Origin of the sequence: Wolbachia endosymbiont (group A) of Cephus spinipes (assembly GCF_964026895.1) — a bacterium.
GTDB lineage: Bacteria > Pseudomonadota > Alphaproteobacteria > Rickettsiales > Anaplasmataceae > Wolbachia > Wolbachia pipientis.
On the sequence record NZ_OZ034713.1, the window covers coordinates 456,718 to 479,647 of the forward strand.

Here is a 22,930-nt window from a genome sequence, read left to right on the forward strand (position 1 = left end):
CAACACAAGACATTGATAAAACTTGAATTTATAGCTAAAGCAACTTCTACAATTTGGTAACCCGTCATCCCGCTACTAGTTAGCGCCGCGGCGGTAAATTGACCTTACCCAGAAAAAGTAGAGAGAAAGTTAAGACGTTTTTGGAGTAAAATAAAACGTTTTTTCAAAATATGACAAATAGAAGAGAATATACAGCAGAATTCAAATTAGAAGCTGTTAAGCTGGTTAAAGAAACAGGTCAAGCAAGTACAAAAATAGCAAAAGATCTAGGTATAGATGGCAGTATGTTAAGTAAGAAAATATGATGGAAAAATGTCTGGAGCATACGCATTTCCAGGCAAAGGCTCCTTATGACAAAGAAAGATTTGATCTAAAAAAAGAGCTAATAAGAGAAAGAGACATCTTAAAAAAAGCCCTGGGCAAAGAAAAAGAGTAAAGTATTCTTTTATATAGAAATTGCTATAAAACACAGGAACTATGTAGGGTTTTGTACTGGTGGTATTGGTTGCTAAGGAAAAAAGCAGTAAAGAATTAGCAAAAGAAGGGCTTCTAGCAGATATTCAAAAAATACATCAAGCATTCTAAATGCAGATATGGAGCCCCTAAAATTCACGCTGAATTAAAAGCTTTAGGCAAAAATTAAAACAGTACAAAGTGTTATGCAAGAAAATGGCATTAAAACCAAGCTTAGACGAAGGTTCAAAAATAAAAAACAGCAAATAAGCAACCGAGTTGTGGCTCCGAACACATTGGATCAAAATTTTACTACTGATCAGCCAAATAAAGTTTGGGATTACCTACATAAAAACTAAAGAAGGTTGTTGGCGGCAATAATTGACCTATATTCACGCATGGTGGTTAATGAGTAACATGATAATTAGTTATAGATTCTTTATTGATGGCCGTTGATAAACGCAAACCCGATAAAAATCTGCTGTTACATAGCGATCAAGGGTCACAGTATACCTCTCAAAATTACCAATTTCTATTGAATACAAAAAACATCATTTCCAGCATGAGCCATAAGGGCTGTTGTTACGATAACTCTGTTGCAGAAAAGTTCACTTAAAAGGGAGCTGCTTATTGATACTTCTCGCTCAACAAACCAGAACTGCCATATTTGAATACATAGAAATCTTTTGTAACAAATAACGTAGACATTCTACTATTAACTATTGCATTCCTGCACAATTTATTCTCATGATAAAAACGTCTTAACTTTCTCTCTACTTTTTCTGGGTAAGGTCACCTCTTTAGGTGCTCCTTTTTTCTTTCTTATACACACAAAAATCATATAGAATTGTAAATACAGCTTTTTTATTCTGATGCTTTTCAATTCTATAGCTCTGGTTGTCTCTCTATTACTATTTTTCTACATTATCGTAAAAAAACTGAGCGAAAAGAAAGCAAACCTTGAGGGTAATTTATGTAAATTAGAGCAAGAACTTCAAGAAACAAAGCAAACTTTGCTTACGAAGAATGAAGAAATAGTTGATTTAAGGGTCAAAAGAGCAGAACTTGAAGTAACTCTGCAAAAAGAACGTGAGGAAAAGAAAAAGGAAATAGAATTACTAACAAAAGCAGAGGAGAGATTAACAAACACTTTTAAAGCGCTCTCTCTTGATGCTTTGCAAACAAATAACAATAATTTTCTGAACTTAGCAAAGGAAGTAATCGATAGTAAATTAAAAGAAACGGAAAGCGATTTCAAAAAAAGACAAGCAACGATCAACGAAGTTGTAACTCCAATAAAAGAAAAATTAGAAAAATTCGATAATGAAATACGTGAGCTAGAAAAGGAGAGGGTAGGGGCCTATGAAGGTTTAAAGGAGCAAATTGGAGCGCTGATGAACCAAACTTCCAACCTTGCTAATGCCCTGAGGAAACCTCACATTAGGGGCAAATGGGGTGAAATGCAACTCAAAAGAGTGGTAGAAATGGCAGGAATGATTGAGTATTGCGATTTTTTTACTCAGCCGTCAGTGATTGATAAAAACGAGGATAATTTATTGCGTCCTGATTTAATAATCAAAATGCCATCTGGAAAGCAAATAATAATAGATGCTAAAGTGCCGCTTGATTCTTACATGGATGCTATATCACAAAATGATTTGCAAATACAAAAGGAGAAATTAAAGAACCATTCCCTGGCAATAAAAAAACACATAAATGACTTGGGTAAAAAAGAGTATTGGAATCAATTTGAAAATACGCCAGAACTTGTGGTGCTTTTCTTAACAGGGGAGGGGGTTTTTAGCGCAGCACTGGAATATGAGCCTGCTTTGATAGAGATTGGAGTGGAAAAAAAAGTGATCATTGCAACACCGATCACTCTAATTGCGTTGCTGAGAGCAATAGCGTATGGATGGAAGCAAGAGATGATAGCTGAAAACGCAAAGAAAATCAGTGAACTAGGTCATATTTTATATGAGCGCATTTGCACAATGGGTGAAAACTTTGATAATTTGCGCAGGAGCTTAAAAAGTGCTGTTGATCATTATAATAAAACTGCTGGCTCTCTTGAAGCAAGGGTGTTTCCTGCTGCTCGAGAATTCAATAAGCTTGGTATACATGCAAAAAATAAAAGTTTAAGTGCTGCAAAGGAATTAGAGTCTTTACCACGCAGTTTACATACTGAGGGGCTGAAAGTAGATTAGGCATCTTAACAGGGAATGTTCAAAAAACCATACGCGTCAAGTTAAGGAATGTAGAGAGCTTAAAGTAGATACCCTGGTCTTCCTATATCTGTCTTTCAAAGAAAACTTTGACCAGATTATAGTAAGCTTTTTTAGAAAAATTTTTAAATTATTGACAATATTGTTTAATATCAAAAAGAGCTCTCTAACCCGCCTTTTCAATTCAATAAATGCCTTTGTTAAACTGAGCTCCGTGTTCTTTTTTAGTTTTACACAGCCAATCATTCCGTGAAATACGAGAATAGCACATAATTTTGCGTATAGCTCGCACAATACTCTAAATGGATTTGTCTTTCCTTTTAGTTTATCAAGATTGATATGACTTTTATATAGTTTAAATAGTAATTCGATTTGCCATCTTACTCTATAAACCGTCAATATTTGTTCAGCATTAATTTTACTCTCTGGAACATTAGTTATAAATATTGACCAATCTAATAACTTTTGATTCTTTTGAGAAGATGTATATCCATGTGACTTTGCTAATTTATTAGCCTTTCTTCTTCTAGCCATAGACTGTTCTTCAGTTAGCTTTTGACATATAATTCTTACCTTAATTTTTACTTCCTTTCCTAATAATACTTCTTTTTCTGAAGATAATTGACCTTCCAAATACTCCAATAGCTCTATTTTTTGATTTGTTTCTATATCATATATATTGGTATCAGACTTATAACGACTAACAAAATATGCACCTGCTTCATCAATCTGTTTAAAAGAACTAGGCACAAAGTAGCCCAAGTCAAATATTAGCAAATCATTGGCTGATAAACCGTTCAGATAATCCCTATAACCTTGATCCGACCTTATTCCTTCCATAAAATTTAACTTATCTAGCGCTTGATTCAGGTAATCAAAGACTAACTGTAGCTTTATTCCTGATTTGGTATTATTCTCACAATCTCTATAGCTACTGCCATATCCTTTGTACATATCTTCCATGCTACTGGGCAGGCTAATGTAGCTGCTATCCAATAATTTAACGCTTCCAAATTGCTGTAAAATTTTGCAATCAATCTGTAGACTTTTTTTAAATAAACACAAAGCTTCGTTATACATTTTTTTCATGAACTCAACTGCTTCTTCACTAAACCTAAAATCTAAACCCTGTTTTGTAATTTCTATCGAGTCTTCATTTAGCAATTGGCACATTGTTTCTATGCTGCAATCATCAACTCCTATGTTACCAAAAACCATAGCTTTTATGAATGATGAGCCATTAAGTTTTCTCTTTCTTTTTATAAAACCTACTGCAATTGATATTTCGTCTGCTTTTTCATTAAAGAATTCATTGAGGTCTTTTGATAAGCAAGCTATTCTGTCCATTGTAAGTTCTCTCATTCATATATCCAAGAGAATTTATACCTTATTATTTTCCTTCACTCTATCAACTTTACTTACACTTTTCCTTAACTTGACGCGTATGGCTTGCATAACTGACCCACGGTACCATCATAACTTTGACCCACGTTGCCATAACCGCTTTGACTCGCGGCATGATGGACTCGAATTAAATATACAGCTTCCCGAATTCGATTTAAATATACCACCTTGTCCTGATACTGTTTGTCCCCCTGCTCCTGCTTGTCCTGCTTGTCCTGATACTGTTTGCCCCCCTGCTCCTGCTTGCCCCCCTGCTCCTGCTTGTCCTGCTTGTCCCCCTTGTCCACAAGTTAAGCCTGAACCTGAATCTAAAACAATCGTTGATTTTTCAAAGCTTGCAATAACGGTCAACCCAATAACTGATGATATTCTTGATATTGAGACCAGAGAGCCAACAGGCTACAAGTTTAAAGAATGTGCAAAAACTATTCAGAATGCTAAAAACAACCTTCAGGTTATAGATGGTAAACTTGTGGGCAGTTGTGAAAACAATTCTGAATGTGATAAATGTGTAGAAGTAATAAACTCTTCTATATTAGATGCAAAAAGTGCTGAAGCCTTTTTTTCTACCCACAATATGTCAGTGTTAGAAGGCACTGTTCATATTATATAAAAGTAATACAGTGTGTACATTGTTAGTACACACTTCCATCTTATGGTTAATTTTTTAATAATTTTATTTACTAATGGAGATATTTTATGCCAACGAATACTTTTTCTTGTCCGAATCAAAAAAATGCAAATCATGTACGTATATTGCCACTTGATACGTGCTATGTCAGTGATATGTTGAAAATTAATTTGTTCACAAAGTTGGATGATTGTAAAGTCAATAAGGGTAAGTTGATTTATGATAAATGTGGTAAAGATCTTAAGTGTAAGATTGATGATAAGACTATGAATGAACTGAAAAAATGTTTTAAGTTTGAGATTGATGATAAGACTAAGAATGAACTGAAAGAAAATATTAAGAATGAACTGGAGAAAGGTCTTAAGTTTGAGATTGATGATAAGACTAAGAATGAACTGAAAGAAAATATTAAGAATGAACTGGAGAAAGGTCTTAAGTTTGAGATTGATGATAAGACTAAGAATGAACTGAAAGAAAATATTAAGAATGAACTGGAGAAAAGTCTTAAGTTTGAGATTGATGATAAGACTAAGAATGAACTGAAAGAAAATATTAAGAATGAACTGGAGAAAGGTCTTAAGTTTGAGATTGATGATAAGACTAAGAATGAACTGAAAGAAAATATTAAGAATGAACTGGAGAAAAGTCTTAAGTTTGAGATTGATGATAAGACTAAGAATGAACTGAAAGAAAATATTAAGAATGAACTGGAGAAAGGTCTTAAGTGTGAGATTGATGATAAGACTATGAATAAACTGAAAGAAAATATTAAGAATGAACTGGAGAAAAGTCTTAAGTTTGAGATTGATGATAAGACTAAGAATGAACTGAAAGAAAATATTAAGAATGAACTGGAGAAAGGTCTTAAGTGTGAGATTGATGATAAGACTATGAATAAACTGAAAGAAAGTATTAAGAATGAACTGAAGAAAGGTCTTAAGTGTGAGATTGATGATAAGACTAAGAATGAACTGAAAGAAAATATTAAGAATGAACTAAAGAAAGAGAAAGAGCCTGATGATGTTAAAGAACCTGATGATGTTAAAGAACCTGATGATGTTGAAGAGCCTGATGCTGGTAATGATGGTTACAGCGAAGGTATGGCTTTCTCTTACCATGGTTACGGCAACGACTTAATATAAACTCTGATCCAGGAAGATAAAATAGTTAAGATAAACCTTCAACTAGTCCCACTTATTCACTATACTGCTATAGATTTTATAGCAATATAGTGAATGAACATTTTTAAGCAGATTTCCTCTCTAATCTTTAGTAAATTGAATGAGTTGAAACAAAGGGGTGTTATAAGCACAAGTGCAGCAAACTTTATCATAGAGCCTCCAAGCAATAGAGTCCATGGAGACATTTACACAAATGTTGCTATGGTGCTTGCAAAGCATGAAAAGAAGAATCCCATTGAAATTGCAGAGGTTTTAGCCAAAGAATTTGAACTTTTTGATGAAGTTGCAAAAGTGGAAATAGCAGGCTCTGGTTTCATCAACATGCACTTAAAAATAGAAGTGTGGCATGGAATTTTAAAACAAATAAATGAGCTAAAAACAGAGTTTGGCACCCTAGATATAGGGAACAATCAGGCCATCAATGTTGAATTTGTATCTGCAAATCCAACTGGTCCACTGCATATTGGTCATGCAAGAGGGGCAGTATTTGGTGACGTTCTGGCAAATTTATTGAAAAAAGTTGGTTATAAAGTTACTAAGGAATACTATATTAATGATGCTGGAGCACAGATAGATACGCTAATTCGGTCAGTGTATTTGCGATATAAAGAAGCTCTGGGAGAAAAAATTAGTGTTGAAAAAGGTTTATACCCAGGTGAATATTTAAAACCGATAGGGGAGGGGCTGGCCAAAAAATATGGCGCAGAGCTTCTAGAAAAGCAAGATAATCAAGTGATTAGAGACTATACTTTAAGTTCTATCTTAGAAATTATAAAGGAAGACATGAACTTACTTGGAGTAAATCATGATGTTTTTACTTCAGAGTATGAGCTACAAAAAAGTGGCAAAATTGAAGAGAGTATAAAGATATTGTCTGACAAGGGTCTAGTGTATGAAGGGTACCTGGAGAAACCAAAAGGCAAAGAAAGCGAAAATTGGACTTCCAGAAAAGAGATGCTATTTCGCTCTACAAAATTTGGTGATGACGTTGACCGTGCATTGAAGAAAGAGGACGGCAGTTGGACTTATTTTGCCTCGGATATCGCTTACCATTTTGATAAGATATCGCGTGGTTTTAACAATATGATCGTAGAGCTTGGTAGTGACCACGGCGGTTATGTCAAAAGACTCAAAGCAGTCGTCTCTGCGCTCAGTGATGATCAAGCAAAAATAGAGGTAAAACTGCATAATATTGTGAATTTTTTCGAGAACGGCAAACCTGTTAAGATGTCCAAAAGATCAGGAAATTTCCTCACAGCAAGGGATGTAGTGGAAGAAGTTGGCAGGGACATAACTCGTTTTATAATGCTAACACGCAAGAATGATATGGTCTTGGACTTTGATTTTGCTAAAGTTAAAGAACAGTCAAAAGACAACCCTATTTTTTACGTGCAATATGCGCATGCTCGTGCTCATTCGTTAATGCGTAATGCTCCAAAAGAGCTCCCAACAGCAGATCCTTCACTTTTAAGGACAGGTGGAGAGCTCTTCCTCATAAAAACCTTAGCAAAGTGGCCAGATGTGGTAGAAATTGCAGCAAGGCTTTGTGAGCCACACAGAATTACTTTCTACTTACTTGAAGTTGCAGAAGCGTTTCACGTTTTATGGGGGTATGGCAAGAGTGATTTAAACATGCGTTTCATACTGGAAGACAACTTAAACCTCACCGCTGCAAGAATGTTTCTCGTGCAAGCCTTAGCGCACGTCATCGCTTCTGGACTTTCTATCTTCAATATAGAGCCTTTGGAAGAGATGAGTTGATTTTTTTATGCAAGATTGTTTTTTCAACGAATAGAGAAGTTGACAAAATTAAGTAAAAATGTTATAGTTTATTGACCTTACCCAGAAAAAGTGGAGAGAAAGTTTGGAATGTTTTTTACAAAAAGAATGATGCATCAAATTGTTCTGGAATGCAATAGTTAATAGTGACGTTGTTTGTTATAAAAAATTTCTATATATTCAAATATAGCAGTTTTGATATGCTGTTTAGAGTGCCGAGAGGTGTCTATTGGTAACTCCCTTTTTAGAGAACTGAAGAAGCTTTCCACAACAGAATTGTCGTAACAACAACCTTTATGACTCATCTATGTTTTTTATGGATAAGAGATATTGATAACCTTGCAAAGTATATTGTGAACCTTGATCACTATGTAATAGTAGATTTTTGGCAGGTTTACGCTTGTTAACGTCCATTAATAAAGAGTCCATAACCAATTGTTTATTTATTGAACTGCTCATTAACTACCATGCGTGAATATAGATCGATTATTGTTGCCAAATATAGCCATCCTTCTTTGGTTTTTATATAAGTAATCCCATACTTTATTTGGTTGATCGACAATAAAGTTTTGGTCTAATATATTGGGAGCTACTGTCCGTTTGTTGTTTCTTAATTTTAAATTTTCTTCTCAATATAGCCTGAATACCATTTTTCTGCATAATACTTTGCACTGTTTTTAAGTTGCAACTTTTACCCAAAGCCTTTAATTCAGCATGAATTTTAGGAGCTCCATATCTACATTTAGAAGCTTGATATATTTTTTGAATATCTGCTAATAACTCTTTATTTGCTGATTCTCTACTGCTTATTTTCCTTGTAGTCCACTTATAGTAGCCACTAGCAGAAAATCCTACATAATTCCTGTACTTTATAGCAGTTACTATATAAAAAAATATTTTACTCTTTTTGACTGGCCAGGGCTTTTTTTAAAATGTCTCTTTCTCTTGTTACTTTTGCTAACTCTTTCTGTAAATCAAATCTCTCTTTGTCATAAGGTGCTACATCTGGAAATGCATTTGCCGCTGACTTTTTTTCGTTATATTTCTTCATCCATTTTCCTAATACACTATCCCTTATTCCTAGATCTCTTGCTACTTTTGCAACTGGTTGACTTACCTTTCTTTGTTCATTTGCCAGCTTAACAGCTTCCAATTTGAATTCTGCCGTATATTCTCTTGCCATTTCTAATCCTCCAAAATTTTATTTTACCCGAAAAAACTCCTTTCTTTCTCTCCACTTTTTCTGGGTAAGGTCAGTTTAGCTATAGGCAGCAATTTTCTGTATTTATTTTAAATTGAAGGAAGCTCAAATGAAAGATCATGTTTTGCTAAAAATCACAGAATGCAGTCTAACAGTGAACGGTTACGCTTTTAATCGAAAATGTTGTATAGTACACAATCAATTTTTCTGGATCCAAGTAGTCAAGGCACTGCCTTTGTGTTTGAGGCAAAATCGGCTATAACACTTAACATACTGCCTTTGCAAACAAATGTTCGTACAGTTATGTGTCAGCTACTTGCATGACGCCATTGCCTGAACGGGTACCAATGATTACCTATCAATCTCACCAAAAACTATATCGAGTGAGCCAATAATTGCTGCAACGTCAGCAAGCATGTGTCCTTTTGCCATAAAGTCTAAGGCTTGTAAATGCGCAAAGCCAGGTGCTCTTATTCGGCACCTATAAGGTCTATTGGTACCATCTGAAACTATATACACTCCAAACTCACCTTTTGGTGCCTCAACAACTGCGTAAGCCTCACCTTCTGGTACGTGATATCCTTCTGAATAGAGCTTAAAATGGTGAATCAGAGCTTCCATAGATTTTTTCATCTCTGCTCTTGACGGTGGAGAAATTTTTCTATCTTCAGTTTTTATTTGCCCTTCAGGCATTTTCTCTATGCACTGCTTCACCAAACTGATAGATTGCCTAATCTCTGCCATTCTAACTAGATAACGGTCATAACAGTCGCCATTTTGGCCGATCGGTATATCAAAATCTAGTTGATCATATATCTCATATGGCTGGCTTTTTCGCAAATCCCAAGCAAGCCCAGCAGCGCGCAACATTGGGCCACTAAAGCCCCAATCAAGTGCCTGTTTAATTGATATTTCACTAATTCCTACAGTGCGTTGCTTCCATATCCTATTTTCTGTTAAAAGTTCATCAACATCGTCTATATATTTTGGAAATTGCTCTATAAACTTTGCAATATCCTCAATCAAATCTTCTGGAACATCTGCTGCAATTCCACCTGGCCTGATGTAAGCTGCGTGAAACCTTGCACCTGAAGCTCTTTCGTAAAATTCCAGTATTTTTTCTCTTTCTTCAAAGAGCCATAAAAGAGGGGTCATTGCTCCAACATCAAGTGCTTGAGAAGAAACGTTCAGTAAATGATTTAGTATTCTCGTCAGTTCACAAAACAAGACACGTAAATACTTTGCCCTAATTGGCACTTCACATTGCAACAATTTCTCCACACAAAGTGAATATGCATGCTCTTGTGACATTGGTGATACGTAATCAAGGCGATCAAAATAAGGCAAAGCTTGAAGATACGTTTTATGTTCTATTAATTTTTCAGTACCGCGGTGCAGAAGCCCAATATGGGGATCTGCCCTCTCGATCACTTCACCATCCATCTCTAAAACAAGACGCAACACTCCATGTGCAGCTGGGTGCTGAGGTCCAAAATTTAACATCATTGTCTTTAGATCGGGCATGTCCAGTAGTTTAAGATATTAAAATTGTATAGGCTAAAGTGCGCTCAAAGTCAATAAACTTCTTGCATAGGCTACAACTATCATTCAATAGAAACAAAAACTTTTACAATGGCTAATAAGTGTTGGTAAAACCAAGTCACTTTAGCTATAGAATGACAAAAAAGGTTTGCATTAGCCAAATTTTTAGTTGAAGTAGCATAAGAGGTTAAAGGAAAAGCTTTGTGTTAATGGATTCATTTCAGGTATAGTATAGATAACACCACAATACTTATAAAATGGATCATGTTGTTAATGCGTATAATAGACTTGACACTCCTATAGTTAGGGGAGAAGGGGTATATCTTTTTGATAGAGGTGGTAAAAAATATTTAGATTTTGCTGCAGGTATTTCTACAACTTCTTTAGGGCATTGTCATCCATACATTACAGATAAGCTGAAAGAGCAATTGAGCTCACTATGGCACTGCTCTAACATTTTTACTATTCCCGAGCAAGAAAGGCTTGCCGAGCGTTTAACAACTCTTACTTTTGCAGATAAAGTTTTTTTCTGCTCAAGTGGGCTTGAAGCAACAGAAGCTGCAATTAAGTTTATTCGTCGTTATTTTTACTTGAAAGGGCAAGCAAAACGTAATCGTATTATTACAATTGAAGGAGGGTTTCATGGCCGCAGTATTGCTGCAATTTCTGCTGGAGGCAGTGAAAAATCACGCGAAGGTTTTGCTCCGCTTCTTTCTGGTTTTGATAAAGTGCCAAGAAATGACATTAAAGCTTTGGAGAAAAAAATCAGCGATGAGACAGCTGCTGTGTTTTTAGAGCCCATACAAAGTGAAGGTGGAGTATATCCACTAGACGTAGAATATCTTCAAAAAGTAAGGGAAATAACAAAAGCTCAAGGAATAATTTTGTGCTTTGATGAAGTGCAGTGCGGATATGGACGCATCGGTTCTTTATTTCATTATCAAAATGTCGGCATTGAACCTGATATGCTAACCTGTGCGAAGGCTATGGGTAACGGTTTTCCTGTAGCTGCATGTTTAGTGAAAGATTATATAGCAGAAGCAATTACTCCAGGAACTCATGGATCAACCTATGGTGGCAATCCACTTGCCATGACTGTTGGTAATGCAGTGCTCGATATAATGCTAAAAGAAGGCTTTTTTGATCATGTTAAAAGAATTAGTAAATATTTAAAAGAAAAGCTGTTGCTTTTAGCTAAAGAATTTCCTGAGATGATTTTAGAAGTTCGTGGAGAAGGGTTACTAATGGGAATAGAACTAGCAACTCTTGTAGCTGATAAAATTATTAGTCGATCTCTTGATAAAGGTTTAATAATAACTAGGGTTTTAAACAACAAAGTAGTAAGGGTAACCCCACCACTTATCATTGAGGATGAGCATGTGAACGCAGCGTGTAATATGCTTTATGATTTGTTTTTTAAGATTAAAGGTATATAAAATTCGGCAATATAAATTCAGGCTTGCAAATGCCTCTCATAACATGTAAAATTAATTTTATTTTTTATCACAATAACATCGTACTTTAATGGATTGGTTATTGGTCTTAGTATCATCAGCAATTTTTGTTTTGTTAGTTTTATCGTTTTTGTTCTCAGGAGCAGAAATAGGCTTAACCTCAATTAGCCGTTCTCGAGTTAATAAGCTAAAGCTAGACGGTAACAAAAAAGCCAGGGTAATAGATCGCTTATTAAATAGGAAAGAATTGACAATAGGAACGGTATTGCTCGGCAATACAATTATTAATATTACTTGCTCTGCTTTATTTACAGCAATATTTATCAATCTTTTTGGAAATGAGGGCATTCTCCTATCAACAATTATAATGACATTTTGTATTTTATTGTTCTGCGAAGTTCTACCAAAAACTTATGCTATTCAAAATCCTGAAAAATTTGCATCATTTTCTGCTTATTTTGTATTGTTTTTTGTAAAGATTTTTTCTCCATTGACACTAGGTATTCAATTTATTGTTAACCTCATCCTAAAATTATGTGGGCTGCATAAAGATAAGGAAGTGATATCTGCAGCGGATGCAATGCGTAATATGATTACTCTTCACCGCAGTGAAGGAACTATGTTGCAACAGGATTTAGATATGCTAAGCAGCATACTTGATTTGGCTGAGACAGAGATATCACAAATTATGACCCATAGAAGAAACCTATTTTCTCTTGATATAGATCGGAATAAAGAAGAGTTAATAAGAGAGATTTTAACCAGCAGTCACAGTAGAGTACCTTTATGGCAGAAGGAACCAGATAACATTGTAGGTGTAATTCACGTGAAAGCTCTAATAAATGCTTTGCGTGAAAAGAATAATAAAGCGGAAGGAGTTGACATTACCCAAGTTATGTCAAGGCCTTGGTTCATACCAGAAAGTACACCGCTCAGCGTGCAACTTCACAACTTCCGTAAGAACAGGAAACACCTTGCATTTGTTATTGATGAGTATGGAGCACTGCAGGGAATTGTAACTCTTGAGGATATACTGGAAGAAATAGTTGGAGAAATTTCGGATGAACATGATTTGATTACGGAGAATTTTATAAAGAAAATATCTGATAATATGTATCACATAGAAGGAAAATCTACTATTAGGGACATTAACAGGCAGTTATACTGGAATCTCCCTGATGAAGAAGCTACAACTCTAGCAGGTATGATTGTGAATGAAATAGAGCGCATTCCTGACGAAGGCGAGGAGTTTTCCATGTATGGTTTTCGCTTTAAGATTTTAAAAAAAGATAAAAATATTATTACTGTTGTTGAAGTGCAAGTAAAAACTGGTAATATTAGTGGCAGCAATTAATTAGTGGAGTTTCATGGAAGATACAGTAAAAATAACGGCTGAAGAGTTGAAGGGTTACATAGAGAGAATCGAAAAACTTGAACAAGAAAAGAGGGATGTGCAAGATCACATTCGTGATGTATATGCAAAAGCCGCAGATGAAGGTTGGGATATAAAAGTGATGAAACAAATTATTAGGCTGAGGAAGATGGATGATGATGACAGAGAGGAACAAGAAATATTGCTTGATACCTATAAACGTGCATTGGGAATGAGCTACGAAGAAGAGTTAAGTGAATAGCAGAATTGTAATTGGAATAAGTGGAGCATCTGGTTCTATTTACGGTGTGCGTATTTTAGAAGCGTTGAAAGACGTCGATTATGAAACTCATTTAGTGATAAGTCGTGCTGGGAAAATAACTTTAGCTCACGAGATTAAAGAAAAACTTGAAGATATTACATCACTTGCAGATTTTTACTATTCTGAAGAAAAGATTGGAGAAAAAATAGCAAGCGGCTCATTTAAAACCTCAGGGATGATTGTAGCACCATGCTCTATGAAGACAATGTCTGAAATCGCATCAGGTGTTACTTCCAATCTATTGACAAGGGCTGCAGATGTAACGCTAAAAGAAAGAAGAAAGTTAGTTCTTATGGTGCGAGAGTCACCACTGCATCTTGGGCATTTACAAAATATGTTAAAATTAACGGAGATGGGAGCAATTATTGCTCCACCAGTACCAGCTTTTTATATTAAACCAAAATCGTTGGATGATATTATTAATCATTCTGTTGGCAAAGTATTGGATTTATTTGATATCAAATTACCCGACTTTAAGGAGTGGCAAGGAAGTGACAATTATTATTGATGGTAAAAAAATAGCAAACGACCTATGTGAGAGGCTATCACAAAAAATTGATATTTTAAAGAGAGAGTATAACATTTTTCCTTGCCTGAAAGTAATTCTCGTGGGCAGCAATCCAGCAAGTCAGGTTTATGTTCGCAACAAACAGAAAAAAGCAGAATCAATAGGCATAAGTTCTGAGACCATTGTTTTGCCTGATAATATTTCAGAAGATGAATTAATTGAAAAAATCAATGAATTAAATGAAGATCCATCTGTGCATGGCATTTTAGTGCAATTGCCTTTACCAAATCATATTAGTGCAAGCAGAGTAATTAACACAGTAAGTGTTGAAAAAGATGTAGATGGCTTTCATGATGAAAACGTTGGCAAATTAGTTAAAGGTGAAAAAAACTGCCTTATACCTTGCACTCCTAAAGGTTCTTTGCATTTAATTAAGTCAATTGAAGAGAACCTTTCCGGTAAAAACGCAGTGGTAATTGGTAGGTCAAATATCGTGGGCAAGCCAATGTTTTACCTGCTATTGCAAGAAAACTGCACTGTCACCATCTTGCATTCACAAAGCAAAGATTTAGCTGAATATTGCTCTAAAGCGGATATAGTAGTTGCAGCAGTCGGAAAGCCAAATTTTGTTCAAGCAGACTGGATAAAGAAAGGTGCAATAGTGATCGATGTTGGCATAAATAGCGTTAACGTAGGAGAACAAAGTAAGCTCGTAGGTGATGTTGACTTCGGGGGAATAAAAGAAAAAGTCAAAGCTATTACCCCAGTACCCGGGGGCGTTGGCCCAATGACCATTGCATTTCTAATGATGAACACTGTTATTGCTGCTTGCTTGCAGAAGGGAGTTGATGCTTCTAATTTCATTAGTTGAGGTATGAAGAGGAAGCTGTATGAAGATAGAATGTACCACATCTCACAATTAATAAAAAATTGAGATTTTTGAAATTCCTCGGTAGTCAAATTTATTAAATATTTAGGATCATCATCTATTCTTTTTTCTCTACAAGTATAGCTAAAGTGGCTTAGGTTTACCTACAATTTGAAAAACAACAAATTCGTCATTCCGCTACTCGTTAGCGGAATCTATGCTGAGATACCGCGGCGGTATGACGTAGGGAAACCTTTCTTGGGTTAGCTATAGTTAGTGGAATTGCAAAGTTTCTAGGCATAAAAAGCTTTGAACCTAATATATGAGCCAAACTTGATTTTCCAACCGTAGATACACCTGTAATAAAAATAATAGTCTTCATTTTATGAATTTACTTGCTATATGAACTATCGGAGAAATTTTTTTATAGTTTATAGTATCTATACTTTGCCATATACAACCATCAGAATCTTTTCCATCAGATTCTCGCTTTATTTCTCCTATGATTTCAATTTTGTATAAAACTGCTATATGTTTTAGACATTTATTTACATTGTCTTCATTATAATGATATAGGCTAGTAACTGTTTGGATTTGGTCGTATTGTTTCACTAAACAACCTGTTTCTTCTCTAATTTCTCTTACAAGTGCCTCTTCAAGCGTTTCAGCAATTTCTACCTGGTAAATCAAACAACCCTTTATAAGGACCTCGACTTTTTTTCACCAAAACTATACTTTTAGGTTTTAAAATTAAACCGTATACGCCTAAGTGAGAGTGATAAATAATATCATCTTTCATTAAATCAAAAATATTAGAGTTAATATAATAATTTAAAAAATCAATTATACAAAATAATGTATTATAAATACAATTACTCAATATAAAAATTCCACTTAACAAATTTATAAAAGTATAGCTTCTACGTCATACCGTCACGGTATCTCTTAGCATAGATCCTGCTAACAAGTAGCGGGATACTTAACCGTCATACCGCCGCGGTATCTCTTAGCCGCTAACACGTAGCGGTATGACGATTGTCGTTTAACTATAAATATTTAAGAAATTTACCAAATGAAAAAAAAGGCAAAAGAAACCCCGTAGTGCGAGTTTTGACTCTCTAATACTTTAAATTGGCGCTATAATAATGTGCTGACGCTTAGTTTAAGCGCGATTTGGCTGAATGTAGAAAAATTTTAAAAGACATGCAGCCGCTATAATGTTATGTAATCCGCCAAAAGATACCCTGAGTTTTTTACTGAATTTTGTCATTGAGCCTGCAGGTCAAAAACAAGTTTTGAGTCATAAATACCCTTAATGCCATGACGTGTATAATAATGTTACAAAAAATAATATCATAGAATTCAATAGGATAATCCCTAGAGAATTACTCATCTACAAAAAGCCAAATCGTGTTAATGCTGTTTAGATGTAAAAGATAAGCTAAATCTTTACAGGGAATTTAAAACAGTAGAATACCTTTGATTGAAAAAAAGAACCAAACTAGGCAACTTAACCGGTTTGCTATTTCAACTACTACAACTAAATCAATAAATCTTAATAGGGGGAAAAACATCATGAGTGCGCCAAGAAGTGCGTAAAGTTCAGTTGGTGAAAATCCAACCCAGGCAAAGCCTAGCCAGCAACCTGGAACGAACCATTATGCTGCGTAAGGTGACGAGCGTAGTAAAGCTAGTGGAAGGTGTAAAAGACAAGATTTGATCTGACAGACAAGAATTAATTGACAGAAGAATTGAGGTAGTCAAAACTAATATCAGGCTCTTGTGTAATGCTACTAATATTTTTCTGAAAAGCAATATATTTGCTATCAAGAAAAGTGTATTAAATAAGACTTGACCTGACACTTTAAAAAAGTAAGTTAAAAATAATAAAAATAAAGGAGTGTTAGATATGAGTACAATACAGACAAAAATATTAAAACCAAAGCTAGGATTATTAGAACTAGCAAAACAACTAGGAAATGTGTCTCAAGCATGCAAAGTGATGGGATACTCAAGAGATACATTTTATCGCTTTAAGGAGTTATATGAAAATGGAGGAGAGGAAGCATTACATGAAATAAGTAAGAAAAAACCGCTATTAGCAAACAGAGTTTCCGACGATATAGAAAGAGCAGTGATTGGTATAGCAACAGAATTTCCAGCATATGGGCAAGAAAGAGCTGCAAATGAACTGAGAAAAAGAGGTATAATAATTTCTCAGGGAGGAGTAAGGTCTGTATGGCTAAGAAATGACCTTGAAACTCTCAAAAAGAGACTTAAAGCACTAGAGACAAAAGTAGCTCAAGACGGAATCATTTTAACTGAAGAACAACTTGCAGCTTTAGAAAAAGTGAAAGAACAAAGGGAAGCTCATGGTGAAATTGAGACGCAACATCCAGGTTATTTGGGTTCTCAAGATACCTATTATGTGGGCAATATCAAAGGTATAGGGCGCATTTATCAGCAAACTTTTGTTGATACTTATTCCAGAGTTGCAATGGTTAAACTTTACACGGACAGAACAGCTATTACAGCTGCAGATCTTCTCAACGATAGAGTTATTCCATTTTTTGATGAGCAGAAAATTCCATTATTACGCATTTTAACTGATAGGGGTACGGAGTACTGTGGCAAGCCCGAAAATCACGCTTATCAGCTTTATTTGGGCATAGAAAACATCGATCATTCTAGAACTAAAGCCAACTCTCCACAGACTAATGGCATATGTAAAAGGTTTCATAGAACCATGCAAGATGAGTGTTACAATATCATCTTTAGAAAGAAAATCTACAGTTCTTTGGAAGATCTACAGATTGATGTTGATCATTGGTTGCGTTCTTATAATGAGACAAGACCTCACTCGGGTAAATATTGCTATGGCAAAACGCCTATGCAAACTTTTCTTGATAGCAAATATATTGCTTTTCAGAAAAATATTAGTAGCATTACACAAGAGCCTGATATTAGTTTTGACTACCTCAATTCTTCTGTCAGTTAATTCTTGTCTGTCAGATCAAATCTTGTCTTTTACAGGCTGAACAGATACAAATAAGACAAATTTCTCAAAAAATCTTTTAAAATGTTAACTTAACATCACCATCACTTCATTATAGAGAACGGCCTACTGTTTCTTCAAGACTTGAAGCTTTTCTCATTTTTTCGCGCTTTGCCCAAGGGCCCACTTTTGTTGCATCAGATTGACTAATTGTTTCAGAACGAATCAACTCTCCAGATCTAGTAAAAAAACCTCGTTCAATAGCATCACGTACTGAACACCCACCAAGCAAACATTTTTCCCCTATTCGTTCCTCACAATTCTGTAATTTTTTCCACTTTTCTTGATCTTCTACTTCTACCTTTATTAGATTTTGCTTATCAGGGTATAATCTCACTTCCAACTCTCCCAAGCCAGTATCGAAAGTCAATACTATATTACTACCATCTGCTAGGCCTACATAATTCCTTATAGCGTTTTCCGTTATAATTTCTACCTCACTCTTACCTATCTTTATTATATTTCTTCCGTATTGTACACCTTCCTGAGTGATACCTAAACCCCTTGCTCCATTTGTAATCTTTGCAACATCTACTTTACTATCCTGTGAATATTCAAGACAGAGAGTAGAGTTGTCGATTTTTACGTCTCTTACCTTACCACTTGTTGCGCTTTGAACGATTGTTATGAAATCTAAAGCACGATTCTCATAATCTGCATAAGCGTTTTTCATATTAGCTTTGTGGCTTTCAAACTCTTCCAGTTCGTCAATTACATATATACTGCTTATGTTGTACAAAATTGCCCCTTTTGATATCAATTGACATACTATACCACTAGCAACCTCTATATTCCTTGAACCTTCGGAACTCTTTCTTAATTCACTAATCTTTCTTATCACAAAATCTGTAAAACTATATTCCTTTTCATATACCTTTCCGTATATACTACCCTGGTTAGGAAAGTTCAGCCTTACCCCAAGTTCTATAGCTTCGTTTACAACGCGTTTTAACTCATCTATATCTTTGGATTTATTTACCCTACCCAAAAATATTTTCAACTTTTCCGACTGATCTAATATTAAATCATCCCATAGAGTTCTAAGCTTAGGCAAACGTTTTTTGTCCTTCCACTCTTCGTAATCAATCGCTCCTGCTTCTAGCAGCAACTTTTTTGCTTCTTTGAAATGAGTTTCATTACCATAACAAGCCTCCCTAATCTTTTGAAAAACTCGAGACTTTCCTTCGCAATCACGGAGATTGAGAATCTCTTTAAGACCTTCATTTCCTTTGTGCTGATTGAAAAACTTTCTTAGTCGATTAGTGTTAAAGCTATGACCGCAAACACCTTCTAAATCATTTTTTGCTTCCAATTGCTCCTGAGTTAAAAAGATCTGTTCTAAAAGATTCACTTCAAAAGGTTTTTTGTTAATAATTACAATGTCTAGAGGAGTTTTTCCTTGTCTGTCAGGTTGACTACGTGCTCCTTTTTTCAGAAGCAAAGGTATATTTAAAGTATTATAATAAGCAGCATAGTGCAAAGGTGTTTGCCCTTCACTGTTAACTATGTTAGGATCAGCACCAGATTTTAAAAGTAAAGTCATAAATGCACTAACTGCACAACCTATGTCTTTTTCCACTGCTAAATACTCCATACCTTGTATTACATGTAGTATTGTCAATTTGGATTCTCCCCTTTGAAGATTGAGAACAGCTTTTAGATCATCACCTTTGTTATCGTGTAAAAAGTCCTCAAACCTTGTAATGTCACAAAATGGAAAGTCTGTAAGAAGATTTAACAGTGCCTTATTCAAATTTTTTTGGTTATCTTTTAAATCAGGTACGTTGAAAGACCAATCAGATATTAAATTTTTGAATTTTTCCCTTTTAATAATAGAGGTCAAAGAGCTGTTATCACTAAGCAGCAACGAGTATTTAATTGACTCATACTTATCATCTACCCGCCCCTCCTTCTGTTCTACCTTTACCTCCTTTAAATACTCTGTATCATCATCTTTAATGCGTTTAGCTAGATCCTTTAAAAATTCAATATCTCTGTTTTCCAGTAAAGGGAATGCTCCCTTCTTCATGAGAATCGAGACCATTTGTGTACTTCGTCCAGCTAAGTATAATGGAGTGCGCCGTTTTTCATCTAACGCATTAACATCAGCCCCATTGTTTATAAGATACTCTACTATTTTTATTTTTTGGCTCAAGACAGCATGATGTAGAGGAGTGCTTCCGTCATTATACTTCTTATTAACACTTGCTCCATTTTTTATTAGGATCTCTACCATTCTTGTGTTCCCTTGTGAGATAGCATAATATAATGGATCACGATTGTACGCATCAATTGTGTTAACATCAGCTCCTCCTTTTATAAGGGTTTCTACCATTTGTTTGTTGTTTTTTAAAACAGCAAAACTTAATTGGCACAATGTACCTGGATCTACTTGTTTTAATCTCTCTTCTATTTTACTAACTACATTACTCTTACTTAAACCAACATCAGCGTTAGCAGTACTTAATACTTCCTGCAATTTATTCAATTCCATAACTCCACCTCGGTTAAAAATACTACGCACCATTTTTACACGCATGACATAAAATGCAAGAACTAATATGACATGCAACATTCGTCCTTAGGCATTTGAGGTAAGCTTTGCCTATTCACTTCACATTCATTTAGCCTACTACTAGGCTTTAATACTGCATATGTAATGCCACCAGCAATGGCCCCAACAATCAATGCAGCAGTAGCTGATATTGATAAACTAAGATGAATAGCAATACATCCAATAGCTACACTTGTCAACATGGTCATTATGCCTACACAGAAACTGGTCTTTATTGCTCTATTAGTTATAGTTAGGTGTTTATTTTCTGTCACTTTTTGATACTGTATCACATTTTTATTGTCAGCCAGACTTCCCGAGGTTTTGGGACACTCCCTTACTCGAAGACTAAGATACTTAACTATATCTTTGTAACCATTGGAATCCGCCAAATCGGAAGGAGTCTCACATCTAAAGTTTTTTACATCAATAGTAGCCTTTTCTTCCTCTACAAGATATTCAACTATATCGTAGCGATTCATTCTAGCAGCTTCATGTAATGGAGTATCGCCATTTTTTTTGCTTACTACATTAACATCAGATCCCTTTTCTAACAGAGCTTTAACTATGCCTAAATAGCCCACCTCACAAGCAATATGCAAAGCAGTGCATCCTTCTTCGTTTCGTGCTTCAAAACTAGCTCCTTTGTCTAACAAAAATTGAACTACTTTCAAACGACCACATCCAGCAGCTTCATTTAAAGCAGTATCGCCGTCATAGTTTGTTGCATTAATATCAGTACCTTTGTCTAATAGAGCTTTAACGATTTCTAAGTAACCCTTTCGAGCAGCAATATGCAAGACACATTTGAAACTATTCTTTCGTATGTCAGCATTATTCATTTTGCCCAATAAAAACTGAACTATTTTCAAGTTTCCCCCTATAGCAGCACAATGCAAAGCAGTGCAGTCTTGATAACCTCGTATCTCAAAACTAGCACCTCTTTTTAACAGAAATTGAACTACTTCTAATTTGCCTGCTTCAGCAGCAATATGTAAGGCAGTGTCACCATTATATTTTTGCGCATCAACATCAGTACCATTATCTAGCAGAAATTGAACTACGTTTAAGTGACCCATCTGAGCAGCGACATGCAGCGCAGTAGCGCCTTCATCGTCTATTACCTTAAAACTAGCACCTCTTTTTAACAGAAATTGAACTACTTCTAATTTGCCTGCTTCAGCAGCAATATGTAAGGCAGTGTCACCATTATATTTTTGCGCATCAACATCAGTACCATTATCTAGCAGAAATTGAACTACGTTTAAGTGACCCATCTGAGCAGCAATATGCAGCGCAGTAGCGCCTTCATTGTTTTTTACCTCAACAGTAGCCCCTTTTTCTAACAGGGCTTCAACGATTACGAAGTGGCCCTTGCTAGCAGCAAAATGCAAAGGCGTGTTACCATCGTTGTCTTCTGTCTCAACGCTAGCTCCTTTGTTTAATAGATCTTGAACTTTCTCTAAGGAACCATGAAAAGCAAAATTAAGTAAGTCAGTATGTATATTACTTTCGTGTACACAATGCTCATCTGTTTTTAAGTGACTATCGAGCGTAGCTAAATATGAATACGTAATATTTTGATTAACTTGATAAATTGGTATTGTCTGTGTTGCATAAAAACCTTGTTCTTTTGACCGCTTTTCTATTCCATCAACCATACTGTTCTCTTCTAAATCTGCTTGAATATTTATTGGATTAGATACTTCTTCCAATTGATTACCCATAACACTACCTTAACTTAAAAACTTATGTTTTAATTATTACACAATTATTATAATTAGCAATAGTTTTATATTTTTTCAGAATTACAAATTTATTGTATTCAGATATAGGAAAATACCTTTTGTCTCTAAAAAACATTGCAACCAAGTATTACAAAGATTTCAATTATTTACTTCTTCAAAGATCCCAAAAAGATCGTATCTTTGTGAGAACAAGCTACGTAAAAGTAGGGTTATGAAAATAGGAACTTGCAATCTTTGCAACAAAGTCAGGGAAATTAGTTCGTATGTGGATTTAGCGAAAGTGAGCCAATGTAGCTGGTTTTGGCATATAATAAAATTATAATATAAAAAAGTTCGCACAGATCATTTGGTAGACCAACTCATCCCAAAACAAACTCTTCTCTCAATAGCTGATTTTGAGTGCTAGAAATAGTTATTTTGCTTGAGATCTTAATAATATATTTTGCTAAATTAATATTGATTTACTTGCGGAAGAATAATGAAGACAAGCCCATGACGAAACAAAATTCAAAATAAATAAAATGTCATATATTGAGTCTATTAAGGGTCTTTTGCCTAAAACTACTTTGGGTTAGAAAATTTTTCTATACATAATGGTAATTGACAAAGTTTTAAAGGTAGAGCAACATGTCTAAA

The 22,930-nt window shown here is 35.0% G+C and carries 22 protein-coding genes; 14 read left to right on the forward strand and 8 right to left on the reverse strand.

The features are described 5' to 3' along the window. Nucleotides 1–170 precede the first annotated feature (170 nt). The 4 genes from AAGD59_RS02195 to rmuC all read left to right on the forward strand — a co-directional run bounded on the left by AAGD59_RS02195 (nt 171) and on the right by rmuC (nt 2,657). Nucleotides 171–305 (forward strand): IS3 family transposase, encoded by a 135-nt coding sequence (locus tag AAGD59_RS02195; protein ID WP_007548354.1) that lies wholly within the window; start codon nt 171–173, stop codon nt 303–305. After that, nucleotides 302–436, forward strand: coding sequence for a hypothetical protein (locus AAGD59_RS02200; RefSeq protein ID WP_007548509.1), 135 nt, complete (start codon nt 302–304; stop codon nt 434–436). The genes AAGD59_RS02195 and AAGD59_RS02200 overlap by 4 nt, the downstream gene beginning before the upstream one ends. Before the next feature lie 447 nt (nt 437–883). Next, a complete protein-coding gene (locus tag AAGD59_RS06915; RefSeq protein WP_338062968.1) occupies nt 884–1,069 on the forward strand; it encodes a DDE-type integrase/transposase/recombinase in 186 nt (61 codons plus the stop codon). Between the two features lie 256 nt (nt 1,070–1,325). After that, nucleotides 1,326–2,657 (forward strand): DNA recombination protein RmuC, encoded by a 1,332-nt coding sequence (gene rmuC, locus AAGD59_RS02205; protein WP_007548651.1) that lies wholly within the window; start codon nt 1,326–1,328, stop codon nt 2,655–2,657. A gap of 36 nt (nt 2,658–2,693) precedes the next feature. On the opposite strand, the gene AAGD59_RS02210 is transcribed toward rmuC, so the two are convergent. After that, nucleotides 2,694–4,022, reverse strand: a complete 1,329-nt coding sequence (locus tag AAGD59_RS02210; protein WP_041573564.1) for an IS4-like element ISWosp9 family transposase — start codon at nt 4,020–4,022, stop codon at nt 2,694–2,696. Between the two features lie 97 nt (nt 4,023–4,119). Here AAGD59_RS02210 and AAGD59_RS02215 point away from each other — a divergent pair, with 97 nt between their 5' ends. The 3 genes from AAGD59_RS02215 (at nt 4,120) to argS (ending at nt 7,652) form a co-directional block, all read left to right on the forward strand. Beyond that, nucleotides 4,120–4,692, forward strand: a complete 573-nt coding sequence (locus AAGD59_RS02215; protein ID WP_265028049.1) for a hypothetical protein — start codon at nt 4,120–4,122, stop codon at nt 4,690–4,692. Nucleotides 4,693–4,778: 86 nt separating this feature from the next. Beyond that, nucleotides 4,779–5,852, forward strand: a complete 1,074-nt coding sequence (locus AAGD59_RS02220; RefSeq protein WP_341812945.1) for a hypothetical protein — start codon at nt 4,779–4,781, stop codon at nt 5,850–5,852. A gap of 93 nt (nt 5,853–5,945) precedes the next feature. After that, on the forward strand, nt 5,946–7,652 hold the full coding sequence (argS, locus tag AAGD59_RS02225; protein WP_015589069.1) for an arginine--tRNA ligase: 1,707 nt from the start codon (nt 5,946–5,948) through the stop codon (nt 7,650–7,652). Nucleotides 7,653–7,810: 158 nt separating this feature from the next. On the opposite strand, the gene AAGD59_RS02230 is transcribed toward argS, so the two are convergent. The 3 genes from AAGD59_RS02230 to AAGD59_RS02235 all read right to left on the reverse strand — a co-directional run bounded on the left by AAGD59_RS02230 (nt 7,811) and on the right by AAGD59_RS02235 (nt 8,853). Next, entirely contained in the window at nt 7,811–7,975 is a 165-nt protein-coding gene (locus AAGD59_RS02230) for an IS3 family transposase (RefSeq protein ID WP_081600772.1), read from the reverse strand. 238 nt (nt 7,976–8,213) lie between these two features. Then, a complete protein-coding gene (locus AAGD59_RS06920) occupies nt 8,214–8,567 on the reverse strand; it encodes an IS3 family transposase (RefSeq protein ID WP_095866555.1) in 354 nt (117 codons plus the stop codon). Between the two features lies 1 nt (nt 8,568). Then, nucleotides 8,569–8,853 (reverse strand): transposase, encoded by a 285-nt coding sequence (locus AAGD59_RS02235; RefSeq protein WP_265028051.1) that lies wholly within the window; start codon nt 8,851–8,853, stop codon nt 8,569–8,571. A 198-nt stretch (nt 8,854–9,051) separates the two neighbouring features. On the opposite strand from AAGD59_RS02235, the gene AAGD59_RS02240 reads away from it, so the two are divergent. Then, nucleotides 9,052–9,195, forward strand: a complete 144-nt coding sequence (locus tag AAGD59_RS02240; protein ID WP_153296793.1) for a hypothetical protein — start codon at nt 9,052–9,054, stop codon at nt 9,193–9,195. A 27-nt stretch (nt 9,196–9,222) separates the two neighbouring features. On the opposite strand, the gene AAGD59_RS02245 is transcribed toward AAGD59_RS02240, so the two are convergent. Continuing rightward, complete coding sequence (locus tag AAGD59_RS02245) at nt 9,223–10,395, reverse strand: NADH-quinone oxidoreductase subunit D (RefSeq protein WP_010962676.1); 1,173 nt, start codon at nt 10,393–10,395, stop codon at nt 9,223–9,225. A gap of 275 nt (nt 10,396–10,670) precedes the next feature. Here AAGD59_RS02245 and AAGD59_RS02250 point away from each other — a divergent pair, with 275 nt between their 5' ends. The 5 genes from AAGD59_RS02250 (at nt 10,671) to folD (ending at nt 14,940) form a co-directional block, all read left to right on the forward strand. Beyond that, on the forward strand, nt 10,671–11,849 hold the full coding sequence (locus tag AAGD59_RS02250) for an aspartate aminotransferase family protein (protein WP_015589068.1): 1,179 nt from the start codon (nt 10,671–10,673) through the stop codon (nt 11,847–11,849). An 88-nt stretch (nt 11,850–11,937) separates the two neighbouring features. Next, nucleotides 11,938–13,221: an HlyC/CorC family transporter gene (locus tag AAGD59_RS02255; protein WP_015589067.1), complete on the forward strand. Its 1,284-nt coding sequence runs from the start codon at nt 11,938–11,940 to the stop codon at nt 13,219–13,221. Nucleotides 13,222–13,234: 13 nt separating this feature from the next. Then, nucleotides 13,235–13,501 (forward strand): DUF2312 domain-containing protein, encoded by a 267-nt coding sequence (locus AAGD59_RS02260; protein ID WP_010082293.1) that lies wholly within the window; start codon nt 13,235–13,237, stop codon nt 13,499–13,501. Further along, entirely contained in the window at nt 13,494–14,069 is a 576-nt protein-coding gene (locus AAGD59_RS02265; RefSeq protein WP_006280027.1) for a UbiX family flavin prenyltransferase, read from the forward strand. The genes AAGD59_RS02260 and AAGD59_RS02265 overlap by 8 nt, the downstream gene beginning before the upstream one ends. Further along, a complete protein-coding gene (gene folD, locus AAGD59_RS02270; RefSeq protein WP_141456891.1) occupies nt 14,053–14,940 on the forward strand; it encodes a bifunctional methylenetetrahydrofolate dehydrogenase/methenyltetrahydrofolate cyclohydrolase FolD in 888 nt (295 codons plus the stop codon). Before AAGD59_RS02265 ends, folD begins: the two co-directional genes overlap by 17 nt. Nucleotides 14,941–15,315: 375 nt before the next feature. Here the strand turns inward: folD and AAGD59_RS02275 are convergent, their stop codons facing one another. Next, a complete protein-coding gene (locus AAGD59_RS02275) occupies nt 15,316–15,627 on the reverse strand; it encodes an NUDIX domain-containing protein (protein WP_041573519.1) in 312 nt (103 codons plus the stop codon). A 1,219-nt stretch (nt 15,628–16,846) separates the two neighbouring features. Between AAGD59_RS02275 and AAGD59_RS02280 the strand changes: the two genes are divergently transcribed. Then, entirely contained in the window at nt 16,847–17,935 is a 1,089-nt protein-coding gene (locus AAGD59_RS02280) for an IS481-like element ISWpi2 family transposase (RefSeq protein WP_015588908.1), read from the forward strand. 109 nt (nt 17,936–18,044) lie between these two features. On the opposite strand, the gene AAGD59_RS02285 is transcribed toward AAGD59_RS02280, so the two are convergent. Next, nucleotides 18,045–20,486 (reverse strand): ankyrin repeat domain-containing protein, encoded by a 2,442-nt coding sequence (locus tag AAGD59_RS02285; protein ID WP_341812946.1) that lies wholly within the window; start codon nt 20,484–20,486, stop codon nt 18,045–18,047. A gap of 62 nt (nt 20,487–20,548) precedes the next feature. Beyond that, nucleotides 20,549–22,273 carry an ankyrin repeat domain-containing protein gene (locus AAGD59_RS02290; RefSeq protein ID WP_141456897.1) on the reverse strand — a complete coding sequence of 575 codons (1,725 nt, stop codon included), beginning with the start codon at nt 22,271–22,273 and terminating at the stop codon, nt 20,549–20,551. Nucleotides 22,274–22,930: the final 657 nt, after the last annotated feature.

Bases quoted from the DNA above. Each gene is read 5' to 3' on its own strand.
- AAGD59_RS02280 (WP_015588908.1), top strand. From the start codon at position 16,847: ATGAGTACAATACAGACAAAAATATTAAAACCAAAGCTAGGATTATTA.
- AAGD59_RS02240 (WP_153296793.1), top strand. From the start codon at position 9,052: ATGTTGTATAGTACACAATCAATTTTTCTGGATCCAAGTAGTCAAGGC.
- AAGD59_RS02230 (WP_081600772.1), bottom strand. From the start codon at position 7,975: ATGAGTCATAAAGGTTGTTGTTACGACAATTCTGTTGTGGAAAGCTTC.
- AAGD59_RS02235 (WP_265028051.1), bottom strand. From the start codon at position 8,853: ATGGCAAGAGAATATACGGCAGAATTCAAATTGGAAGCTGTTAAGCTG.
- AAGD59_RS02245 (WP_010962676.1), bottom strand. From the start codon at position 10,395: ATGCCCGATCTAAAGACAATGATGTTAAATTTTGGACCTCAGCACCCA.
- AAGD59_RS02255 (WP_015589067.1), top strand. From the start codon at position 11,938: ATGGATTGGTTATTGGTCTTAGTATCATCAGCAATTTTTGTTTTGTTA.
- AAGD59_RS02290 (WP_141456897.1), bottom strand. From the start codon at position 22,273: ATGGGTAATCAATTGGAAGAAGTATCTAATCCAATAAATATTCAAGCA.
- AAGD59_RS02215 (WP_265028049.1), top strand. From the start codon at position 4,120: ATGGCTTGCATAACTGACCCACGGTACCATCATAACTTTGACCCACGT.
- AAGD59_RS02210 (WP_041573564.1), bottom strand. From the start codon at position 4,022: ATGGACAGAATAGCTTGCTTATCAAAAGACCTCAATGAATTCTTTAAT.
- AAGD59_RS02285 (WP_341812946.1), bottom strand. From the start codon at position 20,486: ATGGAATTGAATAAATTGCAGGAAGTATTAAGTACTGCTAACGCTGAT.
- AAGD59_RS02195 (WP_007548354.1), top strand. From the start codon at position 171: ATGACAAATAGAAGAGAATATACAGCAGAATTCAAATTAGAAGCTGTT.
- AAGD59_RS02260 (WP_010082293.1), top strand. From the start codon at position 13,235: ATGGAAGATACAGTAAAAATAACGGCTGAAGAGTTGAAGGGTTACATA.
- rmuC (WP_007548651.1), top strand. From the start codon at position 1,326: ATGCTTTTCAATTCTATAGCTCTGGTTGTCTCTCTATTACTATTTTTC.
- AAGD59_RS02250 (WP_015589068.1), top strand. From the start codon at position 10,671: ATGGATCATGTTGTTAATGCGTATAATAGACTTGACACTCCTATAGTT.
- AAGD59_RS02200 (WP_007548509.1), top strand. From the start codon at position 302: ATGATGGAAAAATGTCTGGAGCATACGCATTTCCAGGCAAAGGCTCCT.
- AAGD59_RS02220 (WP_341812945.1), top strand. From the start codon at position 4,779: ATGCCAACGAATACTTTTTCTTGTCCGAATCAAAAAAATGCAAATCAT.
- argS (WP_015589069.1), top strand. From the start codon at position 5,946: ATGAACATTTTTAAGCAGATTTCCTCTCTAATCTTTAGTAAATTGAAT.